The sequence below is a fragment of the Niastella caeni genome (assembly GCF_004834005.1).
In the GTDB taxonomy this organism is placed as follows: Bacteria; Bacteroidota; Bacteroidia; order Chitinophagales; family Chitinophagaceae; genus Niastella; species Niastella caeni.
In genome coordinates this window covers 24457-48888 of sequence record NZ_STFF01000007.1, presented here as the reverse complement: position 1 = coordinate 48888, position 24432 = coordinate 24457, and the positions used below count along the sequence as shown (strand labels likewise).

Below are 24432 nucleotides of genomic sequence, written 5' to 3'. Positions count from 1 at the left end.
GTACTCAGCGTTTCACCAGCAAAATAGAAGTAAAATACATTGGCGATAAAACCTTAGTTTATTCCTAACTTTATAGGTAGCCAATTATTTTACTCACTCCTAAATACTGCGTTATGCTGGATACGATTGCGCCTGCCTTTCAGGCTGTGAACAACCTGAAAATACTTGCAGCGAGTAGTGAAAGTTTTGATGACAGCTTATCTATCGACAGCAAGATCTCCTTTCGTCCCTTTGTTAATTACTTAAAAGATAAATTACAAGGCACCTCCGATACCAGATCAAGAATATATGCTTACCTGATTGAAAGATTTGAAGAAGTGCCGGCCCTGCTGGAGCCGATCACAGATATGCATTTACTGGAAGAAAACCATGACCTGCTTGAATTGCTGGGCACTACGCTTTTTCCGGTGGTAAGCGACCAGGAAAAAAATATGTTCACCATGGGCCTGCCTTATGAGTTTTCCATTTTCAATTATTCTCAGCCCTTCAGGAAATTATTCGTCGATGAAACCGAAGAACATTTTTTACTGCCCGACAATGTAACGGTTGAATATTTAAAACAGGCGCAATGCGCGCTCATCTATGAGCATATACTGGAGAAATTCTACAATATTAAATTGAATGAAGACCCCCACCTGGTATATCCGATAGTAGATAAGACCACCGGCATGAGACGCTATTACAAATTACGGTACGATCGCCGGTTTATTGATATTACGCTCAAAGGAACGCTCCCCCAGATACAGGATTGCGCTGTTTGCTTAAACTCTCTGCGCATTTTAGACCTTGACCGGCAACTGGAAAAAATGCCGCTTGAACTTTTTGAAGCCGAAGGATTTGGCGTATGGATCGGTGAGGACTTCACCATACAGGAATCGCTGGATGCTATTAAGAAAATATTGCTGGCGCACGACAGCTGCGATACATCTATTGTACAGGGGTTGAAAAAAAATATTCACGCCCTGGTTGAACTGAATGAAGTAGAAGTGGGGCTTACGCCATTTGTACAACTCAATAACCGGTTTGTGCTGGATGAAACCTGCACGCAGCATGGCCTGCTCGGAAAAAAATGGAAATCGACCGATGCCGATAGCCTAGCAGCTTACCAAATGAGCGTGGAATTTTTCAGCGAGCACCCCGAGCCCATCGCCCTTTCTGTGCTCGATGAACATGTACTTGAAGTGGCGCCATTTACAAAAGTCCTTTTAGATGAAGGTGTAAGAAGTTATATAATTTACCCTATTCAAAATAATGACGGTTTATTAGGTGTGCTGGAACTCGCTTCTCCCATACCCGGCCAACTGAACCAGGATGTTATGAACAGGATTGAAACTGCCATGCCGTTGTTATCACTGGCGCTGTTGAAGAACAGGGACTCCTTTAATAATCGCATTGAAAAGATCATCAAAGAAAAATTCACCGCATTACAACCGGCTGTTGAATGGAAGTTTGCCGAAGTGGCCTGGGAGTACATGCACAATGAACATAAAGAAGAAACAGCCAGTATCACCGGGAATGTGGTGTTCGACAATGTATACCCGTTGTATGGCGCTATTGACATTCGTAACTCATCTATTGAAAGAAGCCGGGCTATTCAGAAAGACCTGAAAGAACACATTGACCTGGTAGATGATATATTTGACAAACTGCAAAGCCGCCTGCATTTGCCTTTACTGGAAGGATTGAAATTCAAGAACTTTACTTTCCGGCAGGCTATAGAAAATGGACTGGCTGCTGAAGATGAAGTACGCATCAATGAATTTTTTGAGAAAGAAGTAACCCCGGTGCTGCAACACCTGCAAAGCAGTCATCCCCAGTCGCGGGAAATAATTACCAGCTACGTAAACATGGTCAATGATTATAACGGTTATTTGTATCGCAACCGGAATGAGTATGAAAATTCTCTCATTACCATTAACAATGCGGTGCTGCAAAGTTTCGAAAAGCAGGAAGAGCTCATGCAGCAATCTTACCCGCATTATTTTGAAAAGTATAAAACCGATGGGGTTGAGTATACCATTTACATCGGACAGTCGATTGCGCCGAAAAACGAATTCAATATGCTTTACCTGAAGAACATCAGGCTATGGCAATTGAGTTCCATGGCAGAAATTGCCCGCATCACCCACGCATTAATACCTTCCCTGCAGGTTCCCCTGCAAACTACGCAACTGATATTGATCCATAGTCAACCCATCAGTATCAGTTTCCGCAAAGACGAAAGGCGTTTTGATGTGGAGGGCTCGTATAACATCCGCTACGAGATCATGAAGAAACGTTTAGACAAAGTACATATTTATGGTACGAATGAACGGTTAACGCAACCCGGGAAAATAGCCCTGGTATACAGCAACCCTAAAGAGGCGCAGGAATACCAGGAATATATCCTATTCCTGCAAAGCAAGAATTTGCTATTGCCCGGGATGGAATCTCTGGAGTTGGAGGAACTACAAGGAGTAAGCGGATTAAAAGCGTTGCGGGTTGATATTAATCTGCAGAACAGTAAGTAAAATACCAGATACCCGTGCCACGGTTTTAAACCGTGACACGGGTATTGTTTCAGGCTTCTATCAGTTCCAGTATTCCCTCATTCTGAATGATCAACATACCCTGGCGGTCTTCGGTAATACCTTCCTGCAACTGGTAAGTATACCGGGGGATCGACCCTTCCATAACCGTAGGCATATACGTACAATGAACATTGGCATGCTGTTGTAACACCTCCCCCACTTCAATGATATGCGTTGACACAATGAACAGGCAGGCCGTATAACCGGCAAAGGCTTCCGTAACGGCCAGCGTGCCATCATATGCATCTTTCACATTGGTGCCTTTGAACAGCTCATCGAACATCACCAATAATCTTTTGCCACTGCTCACCGCCTCTGCAGCCTGCTTTACCCGTACCACTTCTGCATAAAAATGACTGTATCCAAGGCTGATGTTATCTGCCACGTTGATGGAAGAATACAATCCATCGCGTACCGAGAAATACATACTGGCTGCTGCAACGGGAAAGCCCATATGCGCCAGGTAAACAGCAATACCTACGGATTTCATCCAGGTTGATTTACCGGCCATATTAGCCCCGGTCAGGAACAACACGTTACTTTCCTGGCCCATAGTGATAGAATTGCCAACAGCCTGTTTCAGGGAAGGATGATACAACCCGGTAGCCTCTAAAATATTTTTCTCCGGCGGGTACGCCTTTGCATAGGTAAACCCTCTTGTACGCGCTACGTCGCTCACAGAGACATACACATCCAGTTCGTAAATGAACGCCAGCAGGCGTTCCATAGCATCGTTCAGATCATTCTTTAACAGGTGATCGTAATAAGCCAGGATTTTTACCGATAGGGATTTATAGATATCTATATTGCGCAAACGCTCCAGCCGCGGGTCGCTCAAAAGTTCCCGAACCTCTTGCACCCGTGTATGCCACGCGCCCGCCGGCGGTTGCATTTGCTGCAGGAATAACCAGCATTTGTTCAGGGTACCGATCGTTGCCTGTACCCCCTGTACAAGGCCTTTATACCGTTCATCGCGGGTTAAACCAGCCAACAGTTTTTTTATAACGGTACCGCCCAGTGTTGCCAGCGTATTATTGCCTGCCGCAGTATCAAGGTATTCCCGCATCATGCCGATCTCCTGCACATCGAAGGGGAACAACAGATCGGCCTGCTGAAAGAATTGCAGGATGCTGCTGCGCGCATTGATGGCTTCCGCATTGGTGAGCGGATGGTGAAACAGGTTATCCAGCAACTGCTCGCCCCCTCTTGTTCTTACCTGGTAAAACAGGCTGTAAATGGAACCCTGCCTGTATTTACCCAGCAGGTTCAGCTCTTCCAGCGTTTGCGTATCTATGTGAAAGTTCATTTGGATCTGGAGATTTTGAGATTTCGGGAATTTGTGATTTGCGATTTATTTGGAATTTGGAATTTATGATTTGGGATTTTTCAGCATATCTAATATACCCTCCTTTCTGATAATGATCATACCATGCCGGTCATCGGTGATGCCTTGCTGTAAGGTATAAGTATACTCAGGCTGGTGGCCGTTCATGCGCGTAGGCAGGTAATAGAAACCGATATGGTTGTTCTGCTTCAATGCTTCGCCGGCTTCAACAATGTGCGACGAAATAATGAACTTACTGGTTTTTCTTCCGGCAAAGGCCCGGGAAACGGCAACCGTTGCTTCCTGTGCATCCTTTACATTCGTGCCCCGGAACAGTTCATCAAAAACAATGAACAGCGATTTTCCCTGGCTCAATTCCGTGGCCACCTTTTTTACACGCAGTACTTCTGCATAAAAATGGCTCGCGCCTATGCCTAAATTATCGGGCAGGTTGATGGTGGTATACATTCCATCCATCACCGAAAACTCCATGGCAGTAGCCGCCACGGGAAAACCCATATGCGCTACGTATACCGCCGTGCTCACCGACCGCAAAAAGGTTGATTTGCCCGCCATGTTTGCGCCAGTTAAAAAGATCACCTGCTGACCTGTATGCATGAACAGGTTATTGCCCACCGGTTGCTGTAATGCGGGGTGGTATACGCCTTCCAGGTTCAATACACCTGTACCTTTATCGAGGGCTTTGGGAAAAACAAATTTTCGTTCCTTCGCTACTTTGGCAACTGACAGGTAAGCGTCGAGGTTATAGATGTATCGAAGCAATTCTTCAATTTTACCACGTTCCCGTTCCCTGAACAATACGTCATAGGCGGCAACGGCCGTATAAGATAGCTTATTATTGCTTTTCTCCCGAAACGCAGGTTCAAAAGCCGCATCGCCGGTCAATGCGCTAATAGCAAGGCGGTCCGTTGCATAGGCCGTAATTCCTTTCACCGCATCTCCTTCAACAAATTCCTTGCTTCGCTGAATGATCGCTATTACAGACAGCACGCCCAACTGAATGTCTTTATCGCTCAGGGCACGCTGGTTACGGGCACGGCTTCCCTGTTCACCCGGTTCCTTTATATATTTCTCAGTGGCATCTATCAGGGCGGCGTCGAAGGGAAAGGCGCTGTTCAACCGGCTAAAATGCTCAATGATGCTGCTTCGGTGGCTGATCGCTTCCCTGCTGCTCAACGGATGCAGGAACATATCTTTCAGGATCGATTCCCCGCCCCGGGTCTGCGTACGGTTATACAGGTCGAAGATGCCCTCGCGGTGGCGCCTGCCAAATATGCCGAGGTCAGCAATCGTTTGCTCATCGGTGTATAGGATCATGTTTCCTCCTGTTTATTTTCTTTTTCTACGGATCAATAAGATGGAACCAAACAGCAATACCAGTGCGGGCAGGATCCAAACGAACACTACCCGCAGTGTTTTTGCACCGGCACTGGAGATGTTTAATCTGTTGTCCTTTGGATCGTCGCGGGGTGTATAGATCGGAAAAGCACCTTCGCTCAGCCAGCTATAAAATGCCCGGCCCATAAACGATTCATTGTTTCTGAGGTTACTCATAAAATCGGCATCACTGCAAACGACAATCCGTTGCTGCCGGTTGTTGATCTGGCGGGTCAATGCCAGTGCGGTGGCAAATGACCCTTTTATATCTCCTTCCTTTTCATTATATACCGGTGGTACGGAATCTGTTACCAGTGTCCCCGCTTTTAACCAGGTTTCCCCGCCCAGTGTTTTCAGCAAAGGATTCACGGCAAACGGTCCCTGTTTAGCGTAGGCCATGGCGGTAGCGCCCGGCATCAGTACCTTCAAACTGTCGCCGGATGCTTTCATGTGCAGGAATACCTGCTCTTCCGCCAGGTTGCCAGCTACATTCGTTACATAAGGCGTCACCATATGCGGCATTTCATCTTTGCTCGGTTGTATCAGGGTGCCTTCCATCAGTTGAACGCCCAGTTGCTGCAGCAAGGGATTCAACACCTGCGCTTTTCCGGGTTCACCCAATATCAGCATATTGCCGCCATCATCAATATACTGCCTGATCTTCGCGATAGCGCTATCGCTCAAATTGGTCTTGGGGTCGGCCAGCACCAGCGCAGTCGTATTTGACGGAATATTCGTTTTATTCAAAGCGATCGTGTCTGCGTCAAATCCCAGGTTGAGCAGGGAGAAACGGTTCTCCTTTGCTATGGAATGCATCCGGTATTCCCGTTCGCCTTTTTTATAGATAGAACGTTCCAGGTCGCCGGTTATAAACAATATTTTGGGCAGGCGGGCATTTACCAGGCGTTTAATGGCAGCAGCCACCTGTTGTTCTGCGGGCCAGAATACATTGTCGTCAAAGGTTCGCAAAAAAGTAGTTCTGCCTTTATACTTCAACTGCATCACCAGGCGGTATTTCTCCGGCAACAGGTTGATTGTTTTACGCATTTCGGCAGGTGATTGAAACCGGGAGAAATTTTCATCCTGCCCTTCCGCCATCTGTTCGGCCATTTGTTTGGTCGTTTTTTTGGGAAAGGCCCTGAGCAATGTGCCTTCGTCGATGGTGCGGTCATAATCGTAGTAATACACGTAGTTGAATTTTATGTCGGGCTTGAACCGAACATATTTGTCCCATACCTCTGACAAATAGATATTCCGGCTCTCCGGAAACCCGCGCGAAGCACCGGCGCCCAGCAGGTTGGTATACAGGGTTACTTCCAGCGGCTCTTTGCCCAGTTCTTTGATCACCGCCTGTGAACGCGGATGGATGGTGTGGGCTTTCCGGGCTGTAGCATCCCAATAGATGGTATAGGCGGCACGTGAGGTAACATAACCTACCAGTAATGTAATGGCTATTACAGCAACATAACCCCTGGCTTTAATATACCATGGTTTCGACTCCCGCGTTCCCTTTAATTTAAGCAGGGTGAATGACAGGAACATATAAACGATGGCAACAAAGTAGATAATATCCCGCGAGGTGATCATTCCCTTCAGCAATTTTTCGGTACGGCCCGATAAGGAAAGAAAATAGGTGAGGTCGCGTACGAGATCAAACTTTTGCCACAGTGCGCCGATACGGGTTAATATGAAAATGAGCACAAAACTACCGATCGCCGATACGATCTGGTAAGTAGTAAGGCTCGACATAAACAAACCGATAGCCGAATAAGCGCATACTAACAGATAAAAACCCAGCGCGGCAGATAACAGCATCCCGAAATCCACCGATTGTATATTACAGGCGCCGGTCACCATGAAAATGCCCATAATGCCCAACAACAACAGGTTATACAGCATAATGGCCAGAAATTTTCCCAATACGATCCCGCGCAGCTTCACCGGGGAGGAATACAACAATTTGATGGTGCCATTATTGATCTCCCGGCTGATGAGGCCCATGCAGAGCAATGGAACAAATAAGAATAAGTTCTCCAACGCATGAGAGAAGATCCCATCCGTACTCAAAAAAACGTTCATTGTTAAGGACACCTGTCCCCAGTCTTTGAACTTCGGGTTATTGCGCTGCATCACATCCTGCCAACGGGCCATGTACTGCAAAGCGTTGGTATAAAACCAGGCGCACTGCACCATAAAAGCAATCGCCAGGAACCAGGCTACGGGGGAATAAAAAAGGTTACGGAGTTCGGTCTTCGCTATCTTATTGATCATCTTCATTAAGTAAAATTTACGGGATGAGAAGTGAAGTGCAAAAAAGCAACTGCGAGCTTCAATTTTTTTCACAGCCTGCCCCGATGAAGTCGGGGTTTGCCATTTGCCGTTTCACGATTTGGTGGATAATTGTTTAAATACGTCATCGAGCAGGCCTTTATCTAAAGTGATCTCCCGTAAGCGCCATTTGTTTTGTACACTGGCAGCTACCAGTCGTTCCGCCACTTCTTCATTTTCGAAGTAAACACGTATTTGCCGGTCAGTAAGAAATTCTACTTTGCTTACGCCGGGCACGGCCAGCAATTCAGGCATGGCAGGCGGCTCTTCCACCCGCATCACCAGGCTGTGCGGTTGTATATAATCGTTGAAAGCGCTCATGGAGTCGGAGAAAACAATTCTGCCTGCATCGATCATGATCACCTGTTTACACATCAAATGGATCTCGGAAAGAATGTGTGAAGAGATCAGCACCACATGGTCCTGCGCAATTTCCTTAATCAGCTTGCGTACTTCTATTAGCTGGTTGGGGTCTAATCCGTTCGCCGGTTCATCCATTACCACAAGCCGGGGCTTATGAATGATAGACTGGGCGATACCTACCCGCTGGCGATAACCGCCCGAGAGGTTGCGGATCAACCGCGTACTGAAATGCGCAATGCCGCAACGTTCCTTCACTTCACTCACTGCATTTTTAATTTTCTCCTTTGGCATTAATCGCAATTGCGCACAATAGGTAAGGTACTCATCAATGGTGAGGTCGGTATACAATGGTGGTTCCTGGGGCAGAAAGCCGATCTCGCGTTTGGCCAGTTCGGGTTCTTTACGAATATCCATGCCATGTATATACACATTACCTGCAGTTTGATTCAACACACCGCAGATGATGTTCATGGTAGTAGATTTGCCGGCGCCGTTAGCGCCCAGCAAACCAATAGCGCCATACTGATCAATTTCAATATTAATATCACGGATGGCCCAGGCACTGCTGTACCGGTGCGAAAGCCCTTCAATTTTTAAAATACCAGGCATAATAAGATTTAATTAAAAAAATGTCGGATTGCCGGCCATTAGCCATCAAGCCATTAAACCATCGATCTTCTTTGGGTCAGCTCCCATTACAGGAACTTGTATGCTTATTTAATTGAGTGATGTAAAGGTTTCAATCAACATCGCCTTATGGGTGGTGGGGTCGCCGGGCGAACCGATCAGGGCCAGCGTGAAATTCCGGTAACGCCGTGCATTGAACGAGGCTTTATTTATATCCCCCACATCAAGGCTGCTGATCAGGGCGCCGGTAGCCGTATTCCTGAATTCAAACGTATACTTGCTTATACCGGCCGTTGCAGCATAATTGGTAAACCCGGTCATGCTTTTATAAGAAAGATTGTTTGCTTCGGAACCATGTGCCCTTCCGGCCAGGTTTACACTAACGGGAACACTGCCGGCCATCAGGTTTACAAAGCGTATTCCCAGGCTGCTGTCGCTGATGGGGTGATAAGGCGGGTTATCTATCGTGAACATTGTATCAGGTACAGTTAATGTACCGGTAAGGAACAACGTATAAGTGGCGCCCACCTGCAGGTGCAGGGTGAGATCGTACAAAGGCGCATTATGCGCATTGGTATCGGGATATTTGTAAATAGCCAGCCGTTGTTCGCCGGTATAGGATAAGTTCAGTTGGCCTTTATCTGCTTTGCCATACTCCAGCTTTAAGGCATTCCGGTAGTTAATAGGATCGGTGCCGCTGAAATTGGTGACCAGCGAAGGCGTGCTGTTGGGTACTGCATTGATGAGCGTCAGCGACGCCGTACCGGAGAAGGTTTGCTCTTTACTACAAGAGGCTATTATGAGAATTGTAAGTATCGTTATAATGTGTTTCATTGTTGCTTTTTTGAATATTATGCTACGGGGAAAAGCTATAAGCCGTATAAGCTGTAAGCAGCATACAAATACATTTACTTTCGGGACCTCGGCCTTCGCCTTTTGGCTTTTGGCTTACAGCTTTAAGCTTTAGGCTGTATTCAATATTCCGCATTCTGCACCAACCTCGGATTCACCTGGATCTCAAACGGCGGTATGGGATACAACAACTGGTAATCGCCGGCCCAGGGTTGTTTACTGCTCATAGCACTCAGCACATCGTGCGCTTTGTTGGTGCGCTTGAGGTCGAACCAGCGATGCCCCCACTCTGCAAACAATTCTACCTGCCGTTCACGGGCAACCGCTGTTATCACCTGCGCCTGCGCTAATGTAGTTGGCAGGGCCGGTACATTGGCTCGGTTACGGATCACATTCAGGTCGGCAATGGCCGCAGCAATTCCACCGGCGCCATTGGCGGCTGCTTCCGCCCGTATCAAATACATTTCTGCCAAACGCAGCATCATGTAATATTCGGTGGATGGGTTGTTGCTAAAGGTGCTCGGTCCGAGCTTGTATTTATGTGGATAATAGTTATACCCGGATGCTACGGTGGTGGTGCGGCTCACCCAGGCCGTACGGCGGCGGTCGCCGGTTTCAAAGGTGTTGAGCAGTTCAGGCGTGAGGCAATACCTCACAACACCAGTTGTTGAATTGGGAAGGAAGTTAAACCCTTCCGGAGTGCTGTTCTTGTAGCCGGCGTCGGTTGTTCCCTGTTTCATTTGCCAGATGGCTTCCCTGCTTTTGATCAGGAATACATTGAGCGGATCAGCTTCCAGGCTAAACAACGAAGTATTGGCGATAACCGCAGATGCCTGTTCGGCAGCGTTCGCATATTCTCCTTTGAACAGGTACACCCGGGCCAGCAAAGCAGTGGCCGCCCATTGGGTGGGCAGGATCCTTTCTTTGGCAGCGCCGCTTATAGCATAATCGGCAGATAACAGTTCTTGCGCTTCTGTCAGGTCTTCTATAATTTGATCATACACTTCATTAACTGGTGTTCTGCTCATGTACCTCGTTTTATTGAAGTCTACCGTTTTCACCAGTGGCACATCACCAAACAAATTGGTGAGATAGAAATAACAGAAAGCCCTGATGAATTTAGCTTCCGCCGTGAGTTGCTTCCGCACACTATCAGACAATGAGCTGGATTCAGAAGCGGCAATGCCTTCAATCACGGAGTTGGCATTGTAAATGGTTTTATAGCTGCTCGCCCATACCGCACTGGTATAACTATTTGTTTCTAATAACTGGTTGGGCGCAAAACCGGCCATGTTCGCATCGGCTGCTCCAAAGTAAAACAGTTCGTCTGCCGACATACCCGTCAGCATGGTCGTATATCCATTGCTGAAGTTCAGCGACCCATTCACCATTTGCGTGTATACACCGGCCATGGAGGTCATTGCCTGTGCATCGGTCTTAAACATTTCTTCAGAAGTAATGCTATTGACCGGTAGCGGTACAGTAACCATTTTTTTGCAGGATAACAGGCCTGCGCCCATTACCAGACTGAAACCTGCCAACACGATCGATCTTTTATGAATATGCATAACAATAGAATTAAAAATTAAAAGAGAGCTTACCGGCAATGATCCTTGGTTGCGGCAATATGCCGAATGCAGTTTCGGGATCGATGCCTTTATACCGGGTAATGGTAAAAACGTTCGACATGTTCGCCGAGAAAGTGATGCCCTGCACATGCAGTTTTTTACAGGCGGCATCAGGTAATGAATATCCCAGCGACAGATTGTTACAGCGGATAAAAGAAGCATCCTGATACGCGCCATCTGATTGGGTGAACCAGGAATCCGCGTTGGTGACTGTAGTTGTAAAACGCGGATAGGTTGTTATATCGCCCGGCTGCTGCCAGTGATCATTGTATATATAGGCAGGAATATTACCCATGATACCTGCAGAGTTGGTATAAGGTATCAATCCTGATTGCTTTTTGAAATTCAGGAACATGCTTAACACGAAGCGTTTGTAGGTGAACTCGCTCGAAATGCCGCCACTGTATTTTGGCGTGGGGTCAATGGCTATATACCGGTCATCGGCGCCTGTTGCAGGCGGCGCACCTCCGTTTCGGGTAATAACGCCATCATGATTATAATCCTCTACCGCACGACGGCCATTCTGTGGATTGATACCCAGGTAATGGAACAGGTATTTCGTATTCAGTGATCTGCCAATTTTCTGGGTAGTATAAAAAGGCGAGAATTGAAAATCGGGATAATCAAGCAGCTTATTCCGGTTCACCCCGATATTAAAACCAAGCCGCCAGGAGAACTTCTTATTGTCTATCACCTGGGCATTCAGGCTTCCTTCCCAGCCGCTGTTCTCTACATTGGCCGGTGAATTACCAACTACTGAAGGAAAGCCGGTATAAACAGGTGTGGGAATATCAGTCAACTGGTTGTTGCAGCGGTTGCGGTACCAGGTAGCCGTAAAGGTGATCCTGTCTTTCAGAAAACCCATTGACAGATCAACGTTTATCTTTTTATTTTCCTGCCATTGGTAATCCTGGTTCACGGCATGTACCGGCGTCATAGGTAATATGCCATTGTACATCGGGATGGTACGTATTGCTTTCCACTCGGAAATATATTGGTAAGCACCCCCGTAATCCAATCCTGTTACCCCATAACTGGCATTCAGTTTCAGGTAACTCCACCATGAAGGTAATAGCGGTTGCAGCCATTCTTCTTCTGAAGCGATCCAGCCGGCGCCGGCCGACCAGAAATTACCGAATTGCCGGCCCGGACCGAAGTTGGAAGACCCATCGCGGTTTCCGGCAAGTTCAAGGATGTATTTATTCTGCCAGTTATAATTGATCCGTCCATGCACACTCGCATATTTTTTCTTTGCAACGGTAGTGCCGCTCGACATAAGCGGGGCATTGGAAATAGACCTGAGCAAAGCATCGTTGGTATAACCATACCCGGCCATGGTAGTTCCCTGGGTGCTTGAGCTTTGCCAGGTACCGCCGGCCATAACTTCCAGCCGGCCACTCCCAACATAAGTTGAATAGTTCACCTGCGGCTCTACATTCCAGTTATTGATACCGGAAATGCCAAAACTGGCGGCGCCAGTCGGGTTCAGCGCAGGATTTTGTGAAGCGATCGGATTATAATATTCATTGTTCGTTTGCGCATTATTGTAACCGCCATTTACTCTGAAGGTTAACCCTTTGGTAAAAACATAGCTTAACCCCAGGCTGGCATTGATAAAGTTTACCCGGGCAACAGATGGCTTCAATAGGTCCGAAAAGGGATATGCAGTGAGTGTCAGCCCCGCTGCATTCCAATCTGCATAGTTCAACTCGCCTTTGTTATTGAAAATTGACGGGGTGTTGGGAGGCAGCGTAGATACTGTAGGTGAAGTGATCGCTCTCACCTGCGTATAGGAATATAAGGCACGCAGGTCAACCATTAATTTCTGATCAGAGCTACGGTGAGTGATGACTGATGAAACATTGAAGCGCTGGTTCTTTCCATCATGCATGGTAATTTCCTGGCTATTGGTAAAGCCGGCGCCAATACTGAAAGAAGTATTGCGATCGCCACCCGATAACCGCATCGACGCCTCTGTACTTTTTGCCACGCCCAACAATTCTTTTTGCCAGTCGGTATACCGGGTGGAATCCCAGGCTAACTCAGGCATAAACGCAATGGAAAGCGGATTGCCATCGTTCTTCAGGGCTTCCTTGCGCATTTGCAGGTATTCGGGCGTCCTGAGCAGGTCCCAGCGACGGGGCGCCATACTTACCGATTGCTGTACATTGACATTAAGTTGTGTTCTGCCTGGTTTCGCTCTTTTTGTGGTGATGAGAATAACGCCATTGGCGCCGCGGGAACCATAGATGGCAGTAGCCGCTGCATCTTTTAACACCGAGATGCTTTCGATATCTGCCGGATTGATGTTGAACAGCGGGCTTTGTCCTTTGGTATTGGAAAGAATACCCGCCTGCACAAAACCGGTTGAACCATTTTCATAAGTGCTCTTAATGCCGGCATTGGTAGTGATATCGAGAATGGAAAGCGGCATCCCGTCAATAACATACAGCGGGTCTGAAACCAGGTTAGGGTCTATGGTATTGCGGCCTCGTATTTCTACTTTCACCGGAGCGCTGAGGTAACCGCTTGTTGGCGTGACCAGCACACCGGGCACCCGGCCATTGAGCGCCAGCAAAGGGTTCATCACCGGTTGCTTCTGAATATCTTCTCCCGATACTTTCACGATGTTGCCCACGGCCAGCCGTTTGCTGGTCCTTCCATACGCTTCCACCACTTCTTCATCGAGCACATTCACTGCTACAGACAATTGTATCAGCATTTGCTGTTGGCCCTCATCCAATACTACTTCGCGGGTAGTATACCCAACATAGCTGACGACGACCTTGCTTTTCGCAGCAGGCATGGGAATAGAAAAAGCACCTCTTCCATTGGTGATGGTGTTCTTCCCTGTTTCCTTAATGGAGACGGATGCGCCTGCAAGCGGCATCCCGTTCATATCCATCACAATGCCGTCCAGCATAGGCTGAGCCGCCGGACGAACAGCAGTGTCGCTCACAGGCGGCGCTATTACTTCTTTACGGGAAATGATGATCGTTTTGTTCTGCAGCGAATACTTAAGTGGCTGGCCATTCAGCACACAGCTAAGGAATAAGGTGAGGGAATAATTTTCAGCCCTGATAGACACCGGTTGTGCATCTTTCAGAATAGCCTCGTCGTAGAAAAACACATACCCTGTCTGTTTCTCCACAACGGTAAAAATTTTTTCAAGCGGTACATTCTTACCCGAATAAGTGACGGTTTGAGAATGTACCCGGGCAGCTACCTGCATACAAGCGCCCAACATAAGGATGGATGTTAGTTTCATCACTAACAAAGTTTTGGTGATGCCGTGGCGTCTCTTACAGACAGGCCGGCAAAAAAGAACCCTTCCTTTCTCCGCCAACTGGCGGATTCGGCGGGCAAAGCCATTAAAATGCATAGATTTGCATGGTTTGGGTGATAGAATGTTGACCCTCCCGAAACATCGGGAGCAAGCAGTCCTGCCGGGACTTTCTTAAAACATGGTTACCCAAACTTTCGCCGGGTTCCGCGCCAACGGAATCCGGTTCTTGTTTAGATACCCGAAAGCATTATGGAAAAAGGTTTATAGGTAGTATAAAGTGCATTATGGCGAGACAATCAATTTTTTTCCTTCTATCCTGAATTTGACATCCAGGTCCTGCAAAATGTTGATCACCTGCGAAAGCTTCAGGTCACGGGTGATCTTGCCTCGAAAGGACCGGTTGGGTATAGTACCTTCAAATTGTACATCTATGTCGTACCACCTCGACAATTGCCGTAAAACGGTTTGCAGGCTGGCATGATTAAAATCGAACAGGCCGCGTTTCCAGGCCATTACCTGGTCTATGTTTGGTGAATGGTTAATGGTAAATGCTGAATGGTGAGTGTTGAGTGGTGAGTGGGCAATAGCTTGTTCGCCCGGGCGAAGTATTACCTCCTGAATTTTATTGACCATTGACCTTTGACCATTCACGATCCGCACTGCACCTTCGATCAATGTCGTTCTCACATCCGGCTCATCAGCATATGAATTGATATTGAATTGTGTGCCCAACACTTCCACATCCATATCATTTACGGTTACGTGAAAGGGCATGGCCGGGTTCTTCGCCACTTCGAAATAGGCTTCACCCATGATGGTTACATTGCGCGTATTACCGGTAAAAGCAACAGGAAAGCGAATAGAAGACATGGCATTGAGCCATACTTTAGTGCCATCAGATAAAACAAGAGGCGGCGATTGTTCTCCGCGATTAGTGGTCAATGTATTATAGAGAACGGATTGTGTACCTGAATTATTAGACGGGTCGGTGCCGTTATATGAAATGCTCCCCTGTTCCCGCTGCACGGTGGTTTGCCCCTGCACTGCCAGCTTGCCCGATTGCGTGCTGTCGATAATAATACGGCTGCCATCAGCCAGGGTCAATACGGCTTTGGTGGTACCTGGTGCTGCATCGTTGGCAGGCTGGTTATTATTTACAATTGCAGGAGAATCGGGTGGCCGGTTCTGAAAATAGATGTAGGCGCCCACGCCAATAAATAACAGAATGGCGGCCGCCCATGCCAGGCGCCAGGTACGGAAAAAGGCAACAGGTCGCGCTGCCTGTTGCCGTTGTTCTGCTTCATAATTACGGATGGCCTCTTCCAATTGTATTCTGAAATCGTTCGGCATAACAGGATCAGTTGAACGCTGTTCTGCACTTATATTACTTTGAGCATATATACGCTGGAAATTGTCCATGCCGGCCTCACTATACCATTGAAAGAAGGCAATGGCCTCCTCATCGGTAAGCGTACCCGCTTCATACCCTTCCAACAACGCTATGATTTTTGCATCTTCCATATATTCGGCTTGTTACTGACAATCGCAGTAATGAAATGGATACCCTGCTGACGAAATTTTTTTAATAAAAATATAAAAGCAGAAAAAGCAGCACGTCGCCTGTGCTTTGCCGCAACGCTTCTTTCACCGATTCGAAGGCTGCATATAAATGTTTTTTTACTGCAGAAATACTGATCCCCATTGCTTCGGCTATCTCACCCAAACTCATCCCCTCCTGTGTGCGCATGAGAAAGATGCGTCGCTTTTGTTCAGACAATTGATTAATAGCATGAATGGCCGTTTGATAATATTGCTTGTATAAATAGTCCTGGTCGGGAGCAGGCCCGGTATTTTTTATTGATTGATCAGAAAGCAACTGTATCACCCGCTGGCCTATTTTTTTTCTCTTTAAATGATTGAACAGTAAATTCTTTGCCAGCGTATAGGCATAATCCTCAAATGATTTTATCAATAGAAGCGCTTCTTTGGCTTTCCAGATCTTCAGAAAAGTTTCATGAATGATCTCCTGTGCATCTTCATGCGACTTCGCCATGAAAGCAATAGAAGAATATAATTGAGGATAATAAAAACTGTACAAGCGGCCATAAGCAACCTGGTCTCCATCAGCAGCGGCACGAACCAGCGAAGCTTCCTCGGCGATCCGCTCAGGCGCGGTATTAATATTGGGGAAGGTCGACAATATAGCAGAGTATGGTTACCTGCAATATTAGCTTATTTTAATAATAAACTATCCTGGTATAAGGGCTATATTATTAAAACGTAATTAAGACAATTTTTTATTTACCCGCGGGTAGCCGATCCGTTGACCCGATTGTCATTGTATGTTTCAGCTTATGCAAACGGTTGCGTTAGCAAACCGTGTAATGGTTCAAAACCGTGGCACGGGTATTTTATTTACAACGGACAATTCTCATGATAGTTCACCAGTTCAATAGGTGTTCTTTCCATTTCAAAGCCATTATACTGAAGTAAAATTTCATCCAGCACATTGATAATTTCATCCGGTTCAGTAAGCGTTACCAATCGCGACCGGTAATCTTTGATGCCCGGCAGGCCTTTCAGGTATTGAAAGTATTGCTTGCGCATGCTGTACACGCCGGCAACCGGACCTTTCCATTGCAGCGATTTATGAAGCTGTTGTTTACACACTGTAATGCGTTCATCCACGCCAGGCGCCGGTAATTGTTCTCCCGTTTGCAGGAAGTGACGTATTTCCCTGAATAGCCAGGGATAACCGATAACGGCGCGGCCGATCATAATGCCATCGACACCATACCGGTTTTTGTACTCCAATGCTTTTTGCGGACTGTTTATATCTCCGTTCCCGAAAACAGGAATATGTATGCGCGGGTTGTTCTTTACTTTGGCAATGAGGCTCCAGTCTGCTTCTCCCTTGTACAACTGACAACGCGTGCGCCCGTGAATAGTGAGCGCTTTAATGCCTACATCCTGCAGGCGCTCGGCCACTTCTTCAATATTTTTAGTAGCATCATCCCAACCCAGGCGCGTTTTCACGGTTACCGGTAAGTTGGTCGACTTTACACAGGCTTCGGTGAGCCGTACCATGAGCGACACATCTTTCAACACCCCTGCACCGGCGCCCTGCGCCACAATGCCTTTAACCGGGCAACCGAAATTAATATCCAGCAGCTCAGGCTGGGTAACATCCACGATCTTTGCCGCCATGGCCATACGCGCTTCGTCGCCGCCAAAAAGCTGAATGCCGGTGGGGCGTTCTTCATCGAAAATATCCAGCTTTCTGCGGCACCTGATGGCATCGCGAATGAGTCCTTCGCTGGAAATAAATTCTGTGAACACCAGGTCAGCGCCATTGGCTTTACAAACCACGCGAAAAGGCGGATCGCTCACATCCTCCATGGGCGCGAGCAGCAGGGGAAAATCCGGGAGTTGTATATTACCTATCTGCACCATTCGGGTGCAAAATTGCAGTAAATAGGCGGAGGATCAAAAGAAGTACGCATTTGTTGGCCGTTTTTATGGGCCGGCAGGCGGAAATACCAGGCATACCTGATTGTATTCATTTGAAATTCAATGGCTTCGACATTTGGCAATAATTATTTTCACTATGCTTTTACGTAAAAATGGTGCTTCCCCAATTATTTTCATAAGTTCCCTACGCACTTATTGGCTAAAACAACGCAGATATTCCCCAAAACAACACAGATATAAAGTTCACCGGCAGGTCAGTTGTAAACGTTTTAATTTTACTGGACTATAAACTCAATCAATTACCCACAAATGAAAATTAAACCGTACATAACCCTGCTGGTTATGGCAAGTGTGTCTTTTTACGGATGTGTAAAAGAAGGTCCTGCCGGAATACCTTACTCACGTCAAACTCATTAACGTATGAATTGAAGGCTACTACAGTTAATATTGTTAATGAGTTTCCCAAAAGCCCAATAAACATACGCTTCAGATTAAAGGCCGAAACGAACGGAACAGCCGTGATGTTGTATAAACCTGCGCTTAGACTATATAGAAAATAACTTCACTGTATACCAGGGCGCTCATCCCACCATCCGGTGGAGCAGGGTTTTAATGGAAATGGTAAAAGGCAGAACGTGCTGCTGCTCAAGTAAAATAGATTTCTTCTTTTTATGAATGCTGGTAATAAAATGCCTGTTTACCAGGAACGACTGGCTGATGCGAATAAAGCGTGGGCTGTTGATCTCTTTTTCAAGCTTTGAAAGGGACTTCACCAGCACAAATTGCGCCCCACCTGCCAGGAACACGTGGGTATAACAGTTATCGGATTTAAAAAAAAGGATAGACGAATAATCAACCACGTGAATGGTATCACGGTGAGGGATAAGGAATTTCTCTATGGACATAAGGTTGGGTAAATAGAGATTATATAAAAATTGTTTGTGACGTTACAGGCAGGGGGCATGCAGCGCCACAAACAATTACAATCTGTAAATTTACGGCAATAACCTGAATGCTGTTACTGGCATTGAGAAAAGAAATCATTTACATAGACACAGCTATAGGGTGCAGCGCAATTGCCAGGCCCGTTATAACCCAGGCCGCCGCACTGTGCCCACCGGGGAAGAGCGGGATGATCATCATCATCGTCGCCCGGGTTAGTACTATTAGCCACACAGTTACAGGAAACTGTACTGGACTGACAACAGGCATAATAGCCTGAACCGCAGGTAACGGAACAGCTCTGTGGTGGTAATGGCTCAGAAATGCTACAACTGGACGAACCTGGGCCGCCCGAAGTGCAGCCAGACGCAATGTCCTCGGTAACGGCTTCCCTTTGAGCAGGCGTTAGCGTCCTTCCCGACCGATCGGCAAGGGCAATGAGATTAAAAATATATTTCTTATTAGTGTTCAGCAGGGTTTTGGCGTCCCATTTTCCCTTCATCATTGACAGACCGTAGCCCAGGACCGCAGACCGCATTTCGTTTTTCAATGTATGATCCGCTTTAAGGCGCTCCATTTTTATGCCCGAAGCTGTTTCCCTTAAACCAAGGAAATGCAGATTGTTGCTTTTGGAGGAATGCAATACCACAGCTCTTTTGTCTCTATAATAAATGACGCTTGACAGCCCCAGATCACCCGGCTGGATGGTAATTAGATCCTTTTTCTCAAGAGCGAGCACAAAAATATTCTCAACGATCGCCGGATCATTTTTAATTTGCATGATCAGCACTTCGTTGTTTTCACTCACCTTTATATAAGTATGACCTGTAAATATTTCCCCCTGGTCCTGAGCCAGGGTTGTTTGAAGAGTTTCCTCTGTAGTGGCAAAAGCATTCTTTTTATTGCATACGGCGATAAAAAGAGTTAAAAAAGACAGGATAACCATTCCGAAAATGGTAAGCGGTAATTGTTGTGACTGTTTTTTCATAATCATGTTTTGGGAGTAGCTTAGCGTACGACTCCGGTTAATGTAATAATTTTCATCGGCACCTGTGGGGAAGGCGTATGAACATAGATCTCTTTCTTGAATTTTCCCTTTTCACCGGCGTGAAATACACCGGTAATGAAGCCGGTTTGCCCGGGAGCAATGGGGCGTTTGGGCCATTGAAGCTCGATACAGGAACAGGAATGTTCGGCATTGGCAATAATGAGCTCCTTCGTGCCCGTATTCTTAAATAAAAAGCGGAAATCATAATCGGTTCCCAGCGGAATATCCCCACATTCACGAATATCCTTTTCAAATGCATAGGTGATGCCATTTACGGCCTTTGTTGTGGGAAGCAGGCTATCGGCCAATAGGGAACTGAAAGGAATGCCTTCCAGTAATTTACCATAAATCAATTGATCGGATTTTGTATATGGAGGATGGGCCAGGATCGGATGTTGCGGCAAGGAGGGATGTGTAACCCGCTTACCGAGGGTATGAACCATGTATATATTATATGGATATATCGCAATATCCATCGATGCGGCAGCGAGGCGATAAGCAGAATCGATAAGACGCGGATCTGACTGACCCTGATGCATTAACAAGTACGCCTGCAGGTTATGTGAAACAAGCTGCTTGTAGGCAGTTGTAGTAACAGGCAAACGGAATAGTTCGCGGAATTTGTACTCGTCTATTCCTATCCGGGACAGGTCGCTGATATCATAATCTTTACTATTGGGAAAACCAAAGGCTTCAAGGTTACCGTTCTTATCGAAGAAATAAGGAAAAGGATAAGAAGGGCATTTGACGATTTGGGCGATGTTCTTTTGTCCGGAATCCAATACATCCGCGTAATAACATAGATAATCGGCTGCAAGTATCCGGGCAGTAGCGGTTTCCGTACCCAGCTTTTTTTTAAATAAGTCGCACTGCCCGCAATCAGAATTGCTGATAAGTACAAACACCTTTTTATTCTCTTTCAGCGCCCTGGCGAACACTTCTTCAATTGTGCCGTTTTCGTAATGAATGCCGCTGTGGCGGCAGGAAGCGATCAGCAAAAAGAATACAGGCAAAACGAATAAGGTTTTCATGCAATGGAAAGTTCAGGAGGTGAGGCAAAATATAATTAAGACAGCCGCCCGGTATGATCGAACGGCTGTTTTATTATCCACCTGGCAGGCACATATGAAAATATTCGTTTATCCCGGTACAGGCAAAGCCGGCTGTACAAATCTTTGGGCCGGTCCAGCCAATACCCCCGCATTGTGAATAGGGCGGCGCCTCTTGCCCAAAGGAGTTAAATAATGAAAGAAAATTGACAACCAGACCAATGACTACAATCTTCATAGCATAAGTTTTATGTTAGAAAATAAGAAAAGCATTCACATGAATGCTGAAACTTTGTAATGGTAAATATGCGAGTACCGTAAATTTATTTCAATTATCCGCATAACGGCATGCATAATCGAATAATTAAGTATTCAACCGAAAACAGGAGGAATTCCGGCCACTCTGAATGGAATTCGGTATAGAAGTAATAACCCAACTGTACAGCGAATGTTACCTATTGAAGTGTACTCATTCTAGCGGCGGTTCAATATATTTTTCGTTTATTGGTTCCAACTGATGGCTCATGATAAGACGGGCACAGGTGTTCCACCGCAGCAAAGCATCATCGTTACCGGGTGGACGAAGCGCTTCCGCCTTCTCAAAGAATTCCATCGCTTCCGTTAGCCATTCATAAACAGCAAATTGACCGCCTTTCATTCCCTGGTTAAAAATGGACAACCCCTCCCGTTCACAGATGATACCTGCATAGTAATTTTTTTCATACTCATTTTGAAGGCGGGGCAGTAATTTACGCGCCCGTTCAACACCGCCCGATGAAGAAGCGCCGAATTGATCTGTTATTGCCAGGAGCAGAACAATAATAGCTTTGGCATCTTGTGGATCTGCATCCAGTATGTCGAGACAGATGCTTTCAGCCAGCCCAGGTTCACCAAGCAGCCGGTAGCGTTCTGCTTTTTCAAGAGCCGCCGGAATACTTTCCCGGGCGATACGTTTAATATGAAACATGGCTTATTATTTATTGATTGATCGAAAAATCCTGAATAATTTTTTCAAAGGATCATAAAACCTGTCAGCCACCCGTTCCTTCAGCGGAATAATGGCATTGTCAGTAATTGTAATATCTTCAGGGCAAACGGTAGTGCAGCATTTGGTGATATTACAATAGCCAATCCCATTTGCTTTCTTTAATTCTTCCACCCGGTCCTCTATATCGAGCGGATGCATTTCCAGTGCAGCAACATGAACTAAAAACCGCGGACCGATGAATGCAGCATGAAGCTGATGCTCACGCAGCACATGACACACATCCTGGCACAAAAAACATTCTATGCATTTGCGAAATTCCTGCACCCGGTCAATATCCTGTTGTAACATGCGCCAGGTGCCGTCTTGTGCATCGGGCGGACGAGGCTTGAATTTTTTTATTTTTTTCTTTACAGTGAAATTCCAGGAAACATCCGTTACCAGGTCTTTGATCAATGGAAACGCCTTCATAGGTTGCAACAGGACCGGTTTATTGAGCGGAAGTTCGCTGAGGCGGGTCATGCACATGAGTTTGGGTATGCCATTGATCTCAGCCGAGCAGGAGCCGCATTTACCAGCTTTACAATTCCAGCGTACTGCCAGATCATTGGCATGCGCTGCCTGGATCTGATGCACTGCGTCGAGCACCACCATGCCTTCAGCAATTTCAGTGGAATAGGTTTCGAATTTTCCACCCGAAGCATTGCCGCGCCATATTTGAAAATCGGCTTTCATTATAATATCATTTCATCTCATCAATGATCTGTATAAGGTCCGGTCGCATATCCCGAAGGGGCATACGCTTTACCAGCATCTGTCCGTCTTCTCCTTTCACAATAATAAGGTTACAGTTACCTGAATGCTCGTCTTTTTGCGGGTGGTCTTCCCGAAAATGCGCTCCCCTGCTTTCTTTTCGTTCGATGGCCGCCCTGGTGATTGCTTCCGAAACGGTTAATAAATGTTGCAGGTCAAGCGCAGTATGCCAGCCGGTATTATATTCCCTGTTACCAATCACCCGCACTTTACTGAAACGTTCCCGCAGTTTTTTCAATTCATGCATCGCCTTCACCAGTTCATCTTCCTTGCGAACAATACCAACCAGGTCCTGCATTGCATCCTGCAGGTCGTATTGCACCTGGAAAGGATTATCGCCGGCAGTTCGCTCAAATGGTTCCAATGCCTGCTGCACGAATGCTTCCACTTTGCGATCATCAATTACACCCTGGCTGTTTTCTTTTGCAAACCGGGCTGCAAATTCACCCGCCCGTTTACCGAAGACAAGCAGGTCTGACAGCGAGTTACCACCCAACCGGTTGGCGCCATGTAAACCAGCGGCCGCTTCACCTGCGGCAAACAAACCAGGCACCGTTGACATTTGTGTATCGGCATTTACCCGGATACCACCCATCATGTAATGCGTAGTGGGGCCCACTTCCATAGCCTCTTTGGTGATATCGATATCTGCCAGCTTTTTAAACTGATGATACATGCTGGGCAGTTTTTTCTTTATGTGCTCAGCGGCATTGGGAATTTTGGTTTTGATCCAGGAGATATCAAGAAATACACCGTTGTGCGGGCTGCCTCTTCCTTCTTTAATTTCACGAACGATGCAACGCGCTACATGATCGCGCGTGAGCAATTCCGGTGGCCGTTTTGCGAGGCGGTCGCCCTGTGTATATTTCCAGCCTTCTTCTTCGTTGTCGGCAGTCTGCAGACGATATAATTCAGGAATTTCATTGAACATAAATCGCTTATGCTCCCTGTTGAGCAAAATTCCACCTTCGCCCCGAACGCCTTCCGTTACAAGGATGCCGCGAACACTGGGCGGCCACACCATACCGGTTGGATGAAATTGTACAAACTCCATATCCATCAGTTCTGCACCAGCATGGTATGCCAGGGAATGGCCATCGCCCGTATACTCCCAGCTGTTACTGGTAATTTTATAGGCGCGGCCAATGCCACCAGTAGCAATTACGATCGCTTTAGCACGAAATAATTTAAACTGTCCTTTTTCCCGTTCGTAACCCAACGCCCCTGCTACCCTTTCACCATCTTTCAGCAGATTGATAATGGTGCATTCCATATGAACATCTATGCCCTGGTGAATGCCGTGGTCCTGTAGCGTACGGATCATTTCCAATCCGGTACGGTCGCCAACATGCGCCAGTCGAGGATATTTATGCCCGCCAAAATTCCGCTGTAATATGCGGCCATCTTTAGTTCTGTCGAACAGCGCTCCCCATGCCTCTAACTCCCGCACACGATCAGGTGCTTCTTTGGCATGCAGTTCCGCCATGCGCCAATCGTTCAAATATTGACCGCCGCGCATGGTATCAGCAAAATGTACCCGCCAGTTATCTCGCTCATCAACGTTTGATAATGCGGCGGCAATGCCACCCTCTGCCATAACGGTGTGCGCCTTTCCCAGTAAGGATTTGCAGATCAATGCCACAGAAACGCCATTGGCAGTGGCTTCTATGGCAGCGCGCAAACCTGCGCCACCCGCACCGATAACCAGTACATCGTAATTGTATGTATCGAATGATGACATGAAAAAT

At 46.8% G+C, this 24432-nt stretch carries 18 protein-coding genes; 2 read left to right on the top strand and 16 right to left on the bottom strand.

Annotated features, from left to right (window positions below):
* The first annotated feature begins 113 nt into the window (after window positions 1–113).
* Complete coding sequence (locus FAM09_RS22465; RefSeq protein ID WP_136579408.1) at window positions 114–2510, top strand: GAF domain-containing protein; 2397 nt, start codon at window positions 114–116, stop codon at window positions 2508–2510.
* Between the two features lie 49 nt (window positions 2511–2559).
* Here FAM09_RS22465 and FAM09_RS22460 read toward each other — a convergent pair whose 3' ends face one another.
* The 13 genes from FAM09_RS22460 to FAM09_RS22400 all read right to left on the bottom strand — a co-directional run bounded on the left by FAM09_RS22460 (window position 2560) and on the right by FAM09_RS22400 (window position 20868).
* Complete coding sequence (locus tag FAM09_RS22460; RefSeq protein WP_136579407.1) at window positions 2560–3876, bottom strand: MutS-related protein; 1317 nt, start codon at window positions 3874–3876, stop codon at window positions 2560–2562.
* A 63-nt stretch (window positions 3877–3939) separates the two neighbouring features.
* Window positions 3940–5232, bottom strand: coding sequence for a MutS-related protein (locus FAM09_RS22455; protein WP_136579406.1), 1293 nt, complete (start codon window positions 5230–5232; stop codon window positions 3940–3942).
* 12 nt (window positions 5233–5244) lie between these two features.
* Complete coding sequence (locus tag FAM09_RS22450; protein ID WP_136579405.1) at window positions 5245–7569, bottom strand: Gldg family protein; 2325 nt, start codon at window positions 7567–7569, stop codon at window positions 5245–5247.
* Between the two features lie 105 nt (window positions 7570–7674).
* Window positions 7675–8592, bottom strand: a complete 918-nt coding sequence (locus FAM09_RS22445; protein WP_208025637.1) for an ABC transporter ATP-binding protein — start codon at window positions 8590–8592, stop codon at window positions 7675–7677.
* 108 nt (window positions 8593–8700) lie between these two features.
* Window positions 8701–9444 carry a DUF4397 domain-containing protein gene (locus FAM09_RS22440; RefSeq protein WP_136579403.1) on the bottom strand — a complete coding sequence of 248 codons (744 nt, stop codon included), beginning with the start codon at window positions 9442–9444 and terminating at the stop codon, window positions 8701–8703.
* A 140-nt stretch (window positions 9445–9584) separates the two neighbouring features.
* Window positions 9585–11030 carry a RagB/SusD family nutrient uptake outer membrane protein gene (locus tag FAM09_RS22435; RefSeq protein WP_136579402.1) on the bottom strand — a complete coding sequence of 482 codons (1446 nt, stop codon included), beginning with the start codon at window positions 11028–11030 and terminating at the stop codon, window positions 9585–9587.
* 10 nt (window positions 11031–11040) lie between these two features.
* On the bottom strand, window positions 11041–14358 hold the full coding sequence (locus tag FAM09_RS22430; protein ID WP_166437240.1) for a SusC/RagA family TonB-linked outer membrane protein: 3318 nt from the start codon (window positions 14356–14358) through the stop codon (window positions 11041–11043).
* 300 nt (window positions 14359–14658) lie between these two features.
* Window positions 14659–15897 carry a FecR family protein gene (locus tag FAM09_RS22425; protein WP_136579400.1) on the bottom strand — a complete coding sequence of 413 codons (1239 nt, stop codon included), beginning with the start codon at window positions 15895–15897 and terminating at the stop codon, window positions 14659–14661.
* 61 nt (window positions 15898–15958) lie between these two features.
* Window positions 15959–16576: an RNA polymerase sigma factor gene (locus tag FAM09_RS22420; RefSeq protein WP_166437239.1), complete on the bottom strand. Its 618-nt coding sequence runs from the start codon at window positions 16574–16576 to the stop codon at window positions 15959–15961.
* Between the two features lie 215 nt (window positions 16577–16791).
* Entirely contained in the window at window positions 16792–17829 is a 1038-nt protein-coding gene (gene dusB / locus FAM09_RS22415; RefSeq protein WP_136579398.1) for a tRNA dihydrouridine synthase DusB, read from the bottom strand.
* Window positions 17830–18428: 599 nt separating this feature from the next.
* Window positions 18429–18752, bottom strand: coding sequence for a LytR/AlgR family response regulator transcription factor (locus tag FAM09_RS22410; protein ID WP_136579397.1), 324 nt, complete (start codon window positions 18750–18752; stop codon window positions 18429–18431).
* 113 nt (window positions 18753–18865) lie between these two features.
* The gene (locus FAM09_RS22405) at window positions 18866–19777 is read right to left on the bottom strand and encodes a hypothetical protein (RefSeq protein ID WP_166437238.1); all 912 of its coding nucleotides are present in this window, start codon (window positions 19775–19777) and stop codon (window positions 18866–18868) included.
* Window positions 19778–19797: 20 nt separating this feature from the next.
* Window positions 19798–20868 (bottom strand): DUF1573 domain-containing protein, encoded by a 1071-nt coding sequence (locus FAM09_RS22400; protein ID WP_136579395.1) that lies wholly within the window; start codon window positions 20866–20868, stop codon window positions 19798–19800.
* On the opposite strand from FAM09_RS22400, the gene FAM09_RS31310 reads away from it, so the two are divergent.
* On the top strand, window positions 20867–21046 hold the full coding sequence (locus tag FAM09_RS31310) for a hypothetical protein (protein ID WP_243751756.1): 180 nt from the start codon (window positions 20867–20869) through the stop codon (window positions 21044–21046). The genes FAM09_RS22400 and FAM09_RS31310 overlap by 2 nt on opposite strands.
* A gap of 309 nt (window positions 21047–21355) precedes the next feature.
* On the opposite strand, the gene FAM09_RS22390 is transcribed toward FAM09_RS31310, so the two are convergent.
* Genes FAM09_RS22390 through FAM09_RS22380 form a run of 3 tightly spaced genes read right to left on the bottom strand, consistent with a single transcriptional unit; the run spans window position 21356 to window position 24425 of the window.
* Window positions 21356–21853 (bottom strand): hypothetical protein, encoded by a 498-nt coding sequence (locus FAM09_RS22390; RefSeq protein WP_136579393.1) that lies wholly within the window; start codon window positions 21851–21853, stop codon window positions 21356–21358.
* Window positions 21854–21859: 6 nt separating this feature from the next.
* The gene (locus FAM09_RS22385; protein ID WP_208025636.1) at window positions 21860–22606 is read right to left on the bottom strand and encodes a succinate dehydrogenase/fumarate reductase iron-sulfur subunit; all 747 of its coding nucleotides are present in this window, start codon (window positions 22604–22606) and stop codon (window positions 21860–21862) included.
* Window positions 22607–22613: 7 nt separating this feature from the next.
* The gene (locus FAM09_RS22380) at window positions 22614–24425 is read right to left on the bottom strand and encodes a fumarate reductase/succinate dehydrogenase flavoprotein subunit (protein WP_136579391.1); all 1812 of its coding nucleotides are present in this window, start codon (window positions 24423–24425) and stop codon (window positions 22614–22616) included.
* Window positions 24426–24432: the final 7 nt, after the last annotated feature.